The following is an 11438-nucleotide window of genomic DNA, read 5'->3' as shown; positions in this document are numbered from 1 at the left end:
CAGGCGTTCTCGCTTCTTATTACTGATCAAAGTGATGAGAAATAGTAAATTGCATGAGCCGTATACGAGGTCCGTACGTACGGTTCTGTGAGAGGGATGAGGCATGAGCCTCACCCTACTCGATATTCTTTTTATTCCAGTTAATTTCAGGTCAGCTTCAGCTTATTTTTATATGTTATGACTAACAATCACAACTTGGAAATAACATGAACCTATTTGTAGTGTTAATCACACTGATATCAACAATGTTAGCGCCTTCAGTTATCGCTAGTGAAACTAAAACGATAACTAAAATAGAAAGTAAAACAGAACTTAAAACGATAAGTAAAACAGCAACTAAAAAACCTAATATTGTTTTTATTCTTGCTGATGATCATCGCTGGGATTATTTAAGCGTAATGGGCCATGCATTTATTGAAACCCCTAATATCGATCGTATCGCTAATGAAGGTGTACTCTTTGAAAATGCTTTTGTCACTTCTTCATTATGCAGCCCATCACGAGCAAGCTTTTTAACCGGGCAATATCCACAACAACATGGCGTGCAAAACAACTTTACCGTTTGGGACAATAAAAATGTTACCTATTTTGAATACCTGAAAAAAGCCGGTTATAACACCGCCTTTATTGGTAAATGGCATATGCCGGGAGGTTTACCTAAACTTCGCGGTGTCGACCAATTTATCAGCTTTGAGCATATGGGCGGCCAGGGGGCTTATTATGGTACGCCTTATATTGTTAACGGTAAAAAATTAAAGCTGGGCGAATCTCCGGTAGCTGATGTCAAAATCAATGGTTATATCACTGAAGACTTAACCAATTTCACCTTAAAGTTTATTGAAAACAATAAAGAGCAACCTTTTGCTCTTTATCTTTCTCATAAAGCCTTACATTTACCTATGACCCCGCCAACAAGTGTCGCGGGGCGCTATGACAATGAAAAAGTAACGTTACCCAAAGAAGCTGATTCTTGGTTAGCGTTTGCCGATGGTAGTTTCAAACATTTCCTTTGGGATCCGCTAGAAGAAAAAATGAAAGATTACGCAGAAACCGCCATGGCGATGGATCAACAAATAGGGCTAGTGTTAGATAAACTGGATGAACTAGGCCTTAGCGACAATACCGTAGTTGTTTTTGCCGGTGATAATGGTTATATGTGGGGTGAGCATCGCCTGATAGATAAACGTTGGTCGTATGAAGAGTCGATGCGCATACCTTTTATTGTTCGCTACCCCAATGGCATTAAAAATCCCGGTCGACGCTCCCAAGAAATGTTACTTAATTTAGATATGGCGCCGACCTTTTTGGAACTTGCCGGTATTGAGGTACCTGCTCATATGCAAGGAAAAAGTGCGGTATCAGTATTAGCCGATAAAGATGAAACTTTACGTGATGATTGGTTATACAAATACTATGAAGACTATCCCTATCCGGTGCCAGAGCAAGTAGCTCTGCGTACTAAGCGTTATAAATTAATTGAATATAAACGTGGTAAGAAGAATGAATTGTTTGACCTGCAAGCGGATCCACTTGAACAAACAAATTTGATTGATCAGCCGAATATGCAAGACATTTATCAAGCATTAAAAACACGTTTAAGTGTCATGGAAGCTGAGGTTAGCCAACCTCAAGCTGCAACAGAGTAGGAGTATTCAAATGAAATGGTTTTTAAATAATGTTCCTAGCCAATGGCGTATCGCCTTTGCTGTAGTTGTTACCGCGATTATGATGACGGTAATTTACGATTATGGTTGGCAAATAGGTTTACCTTTAGCGTTGCGAAATTTATCAGGGCTGATTTTATTTTCTTGCATAATGTTGGGTGCTGGCGCCGCTTATATTGGCGCACGTGTTTATGGCAGTAATTATGCTCAAGCCATTAAAATAGCTTTAGTGACCCCCGTTATTTGGCATATTAAAGAGATGATAGTCTGCATGGGCTTTTATGGCTTTGCAGCTGGGCTTTACTCAGGTATTCAAGGTCCGTATTTATTTTACTACTGCATTGTTTTCATGTTGATGGGGGCATGTCATTTACTGTATCAAATCAGTTTGCGACTGCAAAAAAAGTCTGGTGATAAAATCATTAAATCTACGGCATTATTTTTCATTCCAATGTTAGTTATCGGCGGCCTTGAAGGTACTGTTATGCTAGTTTTTGGCTTTGATTTGTTCGTTTTTCAAGGTTTTTTGACTGGCTATCGCGCTTTCATCATGTAAAACCAATCGGAGTAATTTTGCTCACTTAATTGATCCGATTGTTATAACTCAAATTAACTAAAACTCAGAATAATTGAGAATTAAGATAATGAAGATATTTAAAAAAATAGTGTTAGCCATTTTATTGCTCGTACTGCTGGGCTGGGTATTTCAACAGCCTTTGCTAGAACTTGCTAAACCGCATGTTAATAAATTTATGATGGAGTTTCCTGAATCTGAGCATAGAAACAGTGAAATAAAAGGCAGTTATGCACAAGTGGCTTGTCAAAACAGTCATGTTGATTTTGGTGAGTCGGTTCGTCAAACCCAATCGCTTGATGGTCAATGGTTAGTGGAACAAGGCGCTTTAGATGATAATTTCCCCAAGGAATATAATCATACTGCGCCAGTTCCTGGATTGTTAACAGAAGCAACACCAAGCTTTAAATTGGTGGGCATGGAAAGTGATGAACGCGAGGCGTTTTGGTATAAAAAAACCTTCACCGCGCTAGAGCAAGCAAGCGCACTCTCTCATCTTTGTTTACATAAAGCCAAATATGGCACCAAGGTTTGGTTAAATGGCCAAATGTTAGGTGAGCATTACGGCGCTTTTAGTGTTTCAGAATATGATCTATCTGCAGCGATTCAATATGGTCAAACTAATGAGCTTATTATTCGTGTTGGTGCTGAGCATTCATCAGTACCCGAGTTTATTCCGGTTGGTAGTGATTTTGAAAAATATGGTTGGTATCCAGGACTTTGGGACAGTGTTAGTGTGGTTTATACCGGCCAATATTCCATTGTAAGAACCAAGGTTGAAGCGAATATAGAGCAAGGCTTGGCGACAGTTAAAACCACCATTCGTAATAACAGTGATGTCGCCGTTGAACTAACGGTTAAACAACAAATTACTGAATGGCAAAGTGGTGATTTAGCATCGGATGTTGCAGAGCAACGAGTAACACTAGCGGTAGATGAAACAATCACCGTTAGCCAAGATGTGCTTTTAAAGGATATAAAACTGTGGTCGCCAGAGTCGCCTTTTCTCTATATAGCTCGTAGCACTGTTGAGCATAATGGCCAAGCTTCTGACGATCGTGCAACACGCTTTGGTATGCGCAAGGTTGAGTGGCGTGGCGGAGAAGGCGTTGATAGTAAAAACAAAGGTTTTTATTTAAACAATAAAAAGTATTATTTACGTGGCACCAATATCGCCTTGCATCGCTTTTTTGAAGATCAAGACCGTAAACAATTACCTTGGGATGAAAAGTGGGTTACTCAGTTACTCTCTGGCCATATGAAAGACTTTCATTGGAATTCGTTTCGTTTTCATGTTGGTCGAGCGCCTAATTTTTGGTATGACTTAGCCGATGAAATTGGTTTTATTGTTACCGATGAATATCACATTTTTTCGCCGGTAAGGCTTGGTATTCCAGGCATGCCAACATCGAATAATTGGTCATTAAAAGAACTGGAAAAGGAGTTTACCGCCTGGGTCCAAGAAAATTGGAACCATGCCTCTATTGGCTGGTGGGATGCCTCAAATGAAAATCATAATCCATTGCCTTATGAAGCGGTACCGCTCGTTCGTCATTTAGATGAGTCTCGTCAGTGGGAGTCAGGCAGTTACCGTGCACCAGACCTAGCCAATGATCCATTAGAAGAGCATCCCTATAAGCTCAATGGCACCGGCTTTATGAATAGTAACGATAAGGATTATGGCTTAAGTGATCTAGATGACTTTACTCGCTTACCACCCATGACGAAAGGCACTATTTTCAGAACTTTTGATGGACCCGGTGCCCGCTCTCATCCCTATATCAATAATGAATATGGTTGGTTATGGCTGACCCGAGATGGCTCAGATGCCACCACTATTGCTGAAGATGCTTATAAATTACTGGCTCCCGATGTTGAATTAAGCATTGATGAACACCGTGAAATATATGCCTACGTGGTAAGTGAACTTTCAGGTTATTGGCGAGCTCGTCGTGGTTATGCCGGAGTGCAACATTTTTTATATTTAGGAAAATGTGCAGATAAAGACACTATTCCCGCTGACTGGGATGTTAAAGAAGCCAGTGCTACTTGCGATAATTTTATTGATATTCCTAAGTTAATCATGGAGCCGCGTTGGGCCGAGTGGGCACCGCATGCATTTGCGCCTGTAGGTATTAATATCGACAATTGGTCTGCAGATTTTTATCCGTCAGGACAACAAGTCTCTGTGCCGGTAACCCTATTAAATGATACTTATCAAGATAGTGAAGTGCTGGTTGAAATGGTGACTGCCGATGTTAATGGCAAGATATTAACGAAATCCACACCTGTGCAGTTAACCCTAGCAGCCCTTGGCGATAAAGTTTTAACAATAGGCCTAACTATGCCAGAAAATACGCCATTTGTTATCTATGCCTATCTAAGTGGTGATGGCATTGAATCGCGGGTGATAAGTCGCCGAAAAGTTGGCTTTGCCCATCCGGGTATTGAAACAAAACTACCCAAACAATTAGTTAACAGTGCATTTTCTTCAGCACAAGTACAGAATTAGGAATCAAGATGAAAAATTTTACTAAGGTGTCCTTAGGTTTGATCGCGATATCTTTTACAGTGAGTGCAATTGCCTCAGAACAAAAACGGCCTAATATTTTATTTGTTTTTGCTGATGATCATGCTACGCATTCTATCAGTGCTTATGGCTCAAAAATTAATAAAACCCCCAATATCGATAAGCTTGCTAGCGAGGGAGTGTTATTTCGTAATGCTTTTGCCACCAACTCTATTTGTGGGCCAAGCAGGGCGGTAATACTTACCGGTAAACATAGCCATAAAAATGGTTTTATGAATAACGAATGGGGCGGTGACTTTGACGGCTCACAGCAAACCTTTCCCAAACTGTTACAAAAAGCGGGATATCAAACTTCTTTAATTGGTAAATGGCATTTATACAGTAAACCAACGGGTTTTGATCATTGGGAAATTTTACCCGGGCAAGGCCGTTATTATAACCCACGTTTTAAAAGTGAATCCGGCACCATAGAAGTTGAAGGTTATACCACAGATGTTATTACCGATAGAGCGGTAGATTGGTTAGATAAGCGCGATAAAACCAAACCATTTATGTTGATGTACCAACATAAAGCGCCACATCGTGAATGGGCGCCGGGGCCAGATCATATCGATAAATATAAATACATTGAAATTCCAGAGCCGGCAACGCTTTTTGATGATCATAAAGGTCGTGCGGCATCATTGAGTCCTGATTTGGAAATGTCAGTTGCTGAATATTTAACCATGAAGGATTTAAAACTAGAGCCTCCCGGTTACCTCAACGACGCACAGTTAGCTAATTGGAATAGAGCCTATGCGGCAGAGAACAAGGCTTATCAAGAAAATAAACCACAAGGCGATGCTCGAACTAAATGGCGATATCAACGCTACATTAAAGACTATATGCGCTCGGTTGACTCTATTGATGATAATTTAGGTCGAGTCATGGCTTATCTAAAAGAAAATAACCTCGAAGAAAATACCATTGTTATTTATAGCTCTGATCAGGGCTTTTTCTTAGGCGATCACGGTTGGTTTGATAAACGTTGGATGTATGAAGACTCTATCAATATGCCGCTTATCGTTAAATGGCCGGGTAAAATAAAGCCAGGCAGTGAGAACAGTGACTTAGTGCAAAATCTAGATTTTGCGCAAACCTTTTTAGATATTGCCGGAGTAGCAGCACCTGATGATATGCAAGGTAAAAGCTTAGTTCCTCTGATGAGCGCTGCAGCAGAAAGTACAGCCAAGATTACTCCTTTTCGTGATGCCATTTACTATCACTTTTATGAAAATCCCGGTTGGGCGTTTGTGCCACGTCATTATGGTGTACGTACTGATAGATATAAGTTAATTCACTTTTATCAATTGGGCACTTGGGAGTTTTATGATTTAGCAAGCGATCCCGATGAGCTTAATAACCGGATAGCAGACAAATCGCAGTCAGCAAATATTTCACAATTGAAAAAACGTTTAACGGAATTACGTAAAGAGTATCAAGTGCCGATAGAAGACCCAGAGCCGACATTATTAGAGCGTTTAAAATTTTGGGTGGTACACAAAGGATTGTCTTCGCAATTAGAACCTTAGGTTGATTTTGTTATCAACGATATAACCTAGGCTGTAATACCTATTTTAAATATTATTTTTGACCTAATCGTAGCATTGGTTAGGTCAAAAGTTACCACAGAGAAGTCGTTAGCAGTACCTAATTATTGATGCCATTTTCAGTCGCTTTGTGCCAAAAGAAGAAGTTAGCAAAAAGAAACTTACAAAGTTTCAGAAGCTCCATTTGAATTGACGGTTAACTATCCCTATGAAGGTAATTTGGTTTTCCTTCTAAAAACGAAACATAGTAAGTACCATCATCATCACAATTTAAATCAAACCAAAAAGCTAAATGACCATCATCAAATGACTTCTCTTTATGGATAGAGACGCACGTTAAAACCAAGTCGCTCAAAGAAGCTTTAAAAGGAGCCTCATGTTTGACAAGTTCTTGAATAATATATTTTTTTGCACTTCCCCATAAATTATCCATACTTGGCAATAAACAAACAAACTGAGCTCTAGCAAACTCATTAAGCTGATGCTTGGAGCCATCTAGAGCAACTTCAACACACTTACCGTCAATTTCACAGCTAGATTTCCAGCAGCCATCACTGAAAGTAATTACTCCTAATATAGAGTCTACAATTGGTTTTGGTTTACGAAATACTGAGAACAATTCCATATGTCTACCTAGCTTTTATCTTAAAGGGGCATTTTGATAATGCTCAACTCACTAACGACCGCTGCTCGCTCCTAAGGAGACATTAATACTTTCAATCCCTTACGTCAACTAAGCGCACAAACTTGTCAGTTTTTATAATACCTTGCATTTGATTATGCCAAATAGAATTAAGACTAATCTAGCTATCGAAATAATTTGAAGTTCAATTATCACATTCACGTTGAGTTTTTAATGCGCGGAATTTTCTTAAACTTGCCATATATAGTTGGCTTTATTCAGGATGGTTTCAGACTCCGTTGATAATCTCAGTATATCTGTAGATTTATATCAATATGTTTTGGAGTTTTAAACTGTGTTTATTAACTATTCAGTATTACTAAAAGCAGCATTAGCTGCCGTATGGCTTAGCGTTAGTACTGTATATGCTAATGAAATCCTACCTAGCAAATTACCGAGCAGTTTACCTACCACTAAACCCAATATCGTTTTTATTTTCGCAGATGATCTCGGCTACGGGGATGTTAGTTCTTTTGGCGCTACTGATATAAAAACCCCTCATCTTGATCAGCTCGCTGATGATGGCATTAAGTTTACTAACTTTTATGCCGCCGCCAATGTTTGCTCGCCTTCACGCGCTTCACTGTTAACCGGTCGTCATTCAGTGCGCATGGGTATTAGTAGTGTTTTTATGAGTGATAGCCCTGATGGTATGCCGCTCAGTGAAATTACCATTGCTGAAGCGTTAAAACCACAAGGCTATGCTACTGGCATGGTAGGTAAGTGGCACTTAGGCCATAGCGAACGTTATATGCCACTTAATCAGGGCTTTGATGAATTTTACGGTGTGCCTTATAGCAATGATATGGGTAACTTTTTCTGGCATGAAAACAATGACATTGATTATAGCGAGATAGATCAACGTTACTTAACTAAGCGTTATACCGAAAAAGCCATCGATTTTATCGATCGCCATCAACAGCAGCCGTTCTTTTTATATTTAGCTCATAACATGCCGCATGTACCGCTTTATGCATCACCTAGCTTTGAAGGAAGTAGTGAACGTGGTCTTTATGGTGATGTGGTGCAAGAGCTTGATTGGGGCGTTGGCGAGATAGTTAAAGCGCTTAAAAAGAAAGGCCTGTGGGAAAATACTTTATTAGTATTTTCAAGTGATAACGGCCCTTGGTTAATGATGGGTGATCATGGTGGCTCAGCGGGTGAATTAAGGCATGGAAAAATGACCACCTTTGAAGGGGGACATCGGGTGCCAACCATTGCTCATTGGCCAAAAGGTATCAAGCCTCGAGAATATCATGGTGTGGCTTCAATGCTCGATTGGTTTCCAACCTTTGTTGAGCTTGCTGGGGCAAAACTGCCAGATGATAGAGTGATTGACGGTAATAGTTTAACGTCATTACTTGGCGGAGAAAATACCCGTGATGATGCAGAATTTATTTATTTTAATAAAAATAATCAGGTGGTTGAAGGGATAAGACAAGGACGCTGGAAACTTAAAATTGCACATCATTCTTATTTGCCTGCCTTTATTGAGTATTTTGCCAATGTAGGCGAATACAGCCATCCATTGATGCTGATCGATATGGAAAATGATCCCGGAGAAACAACTAATTTGGCTAAGCAATATCCGCAAATAGTTACTTCATTAAAAGCGCGGATAGCCCAATATCAAACGATTAAACCCGAACAACGTTGGTTAATCATGAAAGCAACGTCAGCCGATCATAAAGGTTATGGTTACATCAAAACCGTTGGTTTGCTTGCTGCGATTTCTGTATTACTACTGGCTATAGCCCTTATTTACGGCATTTACAGAAGCATCAAATTCTTGTTTTTGCGTAAGCGTAAACAAACAAAAAACAATTCTTAGTATAAGGTAAATTATTATGAAAAAATGGCTTAAATATTCGGCGATTGCCGTAGCAATTCCAGTTTCACTTGTTGCATTAGGGGTTGCTAAAATCTATTGGCTTGACACCATTTTGGCCAAAGCTGATATTGGCCCTGAAGCACCAACGCTTAGTGCCAGTGGCTTTACCTACCGTGATTTAAATAAAAATGGTCAATTGGATATTTATGAAGATAGTCGTCAGCCAATTTCTCGTCGTGTTGATGATCTCGTTGCCCAAATGAATGTGCAAGAAAAAGCGGGTTTGATGTTTCAACCGCCAATAACTTTTGGTGAAAATGCAGAGATCATTGAAGACATGAATATGTCGATGGGCTACGGCACCTACGACATCATTAATTCACGCTTAATCAATCACTTCAACGTCATGGGCTCAGCTCCTGTGACAGATATGGCGCGTTGGCACAATGAAGTGCAAAAGCTTGCCGAGCAAACACGCTTAGGTATCCCAATTACCTTCTCGACCGATCCTCGTCATAGCTTACGTGATGGTAAAAATGCTACCAGTGTACGCACCCATGGTTTTTCATTATGGCCTGAGCCGATTGGCTTTGGTGCAATTGGTGATGAAAAAGTGGCAGAAGAATTTGGCCGTATTGCCAATATTGAATATCGCGCGGTTGGCATTCGTTTAGCTTTACACCCTATGGCTGATTTAGCCACTGAGCCGCGTTGGGCACGTAGTGTTGGTACCTTTGGTGAAGAAGCTGAATTATCGTCTAAATTGGTGGCTGGTTATATTAAAGGTTTCCAAGGTGCCAATATCGGCAAGTCCAGTGTATTAACCATGGTGAAACATTTTCCTGGCGGTGGTCCACAAGCGAATGGCTTAGATGCTCATCAGTTTTACGGCGCTGAACAAGCCTATCCGGGCGATAATTTTGATTATCATTTAAAGCCTTTTAAAGCCGCTTTTGATGTTGGTGCCGCGCAGGTAATGCCGTACTACGGTATTCCAAACGGCCAAACGTCAGAAGACGTCGCCATGGCATTTAACAAAGAAGTGATTACCGATATGTTACGGGGTGATTTTGGCTTTGATGGCGTGGTGTGTACCGATTGGGGCATTATCACCGATAAAGGCGCTATGGGCTGGGTTGCAATGCGCGCTCGCGCTTGGGGGGTTGAAGGTTTGTCTGAATCTGATCGTTTTAAGAAAGCGCTGGATGCGGGGGTTGATCAATTTGGTGGTGAAGAACTGCCCGATTATATCGTTGACTTAGTTGAATCGGGTCAGGTATCTATCGGCCGTATCAATACCTCAATACGTCGTATTCTAAAAGATAAATTTCGTTTAGGTTTGTTTGATAATCCTTATGTCGATATTGCCGCCGCTGAAGCGATTACTGGTACCGATGAGTTTATGAAAGCAGGCGCGTTAGCACAGCGTAAATCACTAGTGCTGTTAAAGAATGAAGCATTAGCAAGTGAAGCGTTAGCAGCCGAAGGTAACAGTGAACAGCAATATAGCTTGCCGTTAGCCAAAGGCATTAAAGTCTATCTTGAAGGCGTTGATGAAAAGGTTGCCGCTAACTATGCTCAGGTAGTGACCAATTTAGCTGATGCGGATGTCGCCATTTTACGAGTGAAAGCGCCACATCGTGCGCCACGAACCGATTTAAACTTAGGCGAAAACATCATTGAAACAATCTTGAATCAAGGTGATTTAGACTTTAAAGGTGAAGCCTTAGTCCATATTCAAACCGTGATGGCAACTAAACCGACTATAGTGTCGATTTACCTTGAACGACCATCAGTAATCCCTGAAATTGCGGAACATGCGGTTGGGGTACTTGCTGAGTTTGGTGCAACTGATGATGCAATATTAGATGTGCTATTTGGTGACTTTAATCCTACAGGTAAGCTACCGTTTGAGATGCCACGCTCTATGGCTGCAGTTGAAGCGCAATTTGAAGACGTACCGTTTGACTCGGTTGACCCACTATTTTCATTCGGCCATGGTTTATCTTATACCGAGTAATAACATGGACTGAATAAGAAAAACTGCACTTTTAAAGGCTTGTCATCGACAAGCCTTTTTTGTTTGCCCAGCGAAGCTGGCAAACCCGATAGGCTGAAAGAAGCCTTATCACCCCGACTAAGGGGAAGATAATCTGAATGGCAAGGGCGTCACTGGCTAACGGTGGGGTCTGAAGGAAGCCATAAGAAGTTAGAGGTACACAACTAACCGTAACCTGCTTCGGCGGTATTGGTGGGTAAGCGTCCAAAATAGCGCGAAGCCCAATACTTAGTCAGACCAATGCTGTGTTTGAGGGTGGAATTTCTAACAGGGAACTAGTGCAGTAACTGGGGAAGCCTGGCATTGTATCCAATCAAAATGATTTGATCAAAAATGGTTGGACGTATTATTCAAGAGGTGACTCAAGAGTATTACGAGTGTGAGGTGGCAGATGAACCCGTAGTAGTGAGTAAGGCTAGGCCGATGAAAGCCAGTAATGGTGTGGAGGATAAAACCAAGCCGACTGTCAACACTGTGTTTGACAGAGTCAATTTAAGCCACAAGCTTTC

The 11438-nt window shown here is 40.8% G+C and carries 7 protein-coding genes; 6 read left to right on the top strand and 1 reads right to left on the bottom strand.

Features of this window, described 5'->3' with window-relative positions; all coding sequences use genetic code 11:
• The first annotated feature begins 206 nt into the window (after window positions 1-206).
• The 4 genes from DWA31_RS06040 (at window position 207) to DWA31_RS06025 (ending at window position 6339) form a co-directional block, all read left to right on the top strand.
• Window positions 207-1646, top strand: a complete 1440-nt coding sequence (locus DWA31_RS06040) for a sulfatase family protein (RefSeq protein ID WP_114325735.1) — start codon at window positions 207-209, stop codon at window positions 1644-1646.
• 10 nt (window positions 1647-1656) lie between these two features.
• Window positions 1657-2220, top strand: coding sequence for a hypothetical protein (locus DWA31_RS06035; RefSeq protein WP_114325734.1), 564 nt, complete (start codon window positions 1657-1659; stop codon window positions 2218-2220).
• An 88-nt stretch (window positions 2221-2308) separates the two neighbouring features.
• Window positions 2309-4750, top strand: coding sequence for a glycoside hydrolase family 2 protein (locus DWA31_RS06030; RefSeq protein WP_114325733.1), 2442 nt, complete (start codon window positions 2309-2311; stop codon window positions 4748-4750).
• 8 nt (window positions 4751-4758) lie between these two features.
• Window positions 4759-6339 (top strand): sulfatase family protein, encoded by a 1581-nt coding sequence (locus tag DWA31_RS06025; RefSeq protein ID WP_114325732.1) that lies wholly within the window; start codon window positions 4759-4761, stop codon window positions 6337-6339.
• Window positions 6340-6553: 214 nt separating this feature from the next.
• Here the strand turns inward: DWA31_RS06025 and DWA31_RS06020 are convergent, their stop codons facing one another.
• Window positions 6554-6982: a hypothetical protein gene (locus tag DWA31_RS06020; RefSeq protein WP_114325731.1), complete on the bottom strand. Its 429-nt coding sequence runs from the start codon at window positions 6980-6982 to the stop codon at window positions 6554-6556.
• Between the two features lie 352 nt (window positions 6983-7334).
• Here DWA31_RS06020 and DWA31_RS06015 point away from each other — a divergent pair, with 352 nt between their 5' ends.
• Complete coding sequence (locus DWA31_RS06015) at window positions 7335-8870, top strand: sulfatase family protein (protein ID WP_114325730.1); 1536 nt, start codon at window positions 7335-7337, stop codon at window positions 8868-8870.
• A 16-nt stretch (window positions 8871-8886) separates the two neighbouring features.
• A complete protein-coding gene (locus DWA31_RS06010; protein ID WP_114325729.1) occupies window positions 8887-10890 on the top strand; it encodes a glycoside hydrolase family 3 protein in 2004 nt (667 codons plus the stop codon).
• Window positions 10891-11438: the final 548 nt, after the last annotated feature.

This window comes from Candidatus Colwellia aromaticivorans, from assembly GCF_003333305.1.
GTDB lineage: Bacteria > Pseudomonadota > Gammaproteobacteria > Enterobacterales > Alteromonadaceae > Colwellia > Colwellia aromaticivorans.
This window is presented reverse-complemented; position numbering and strand designations above follow the sequence as displayed.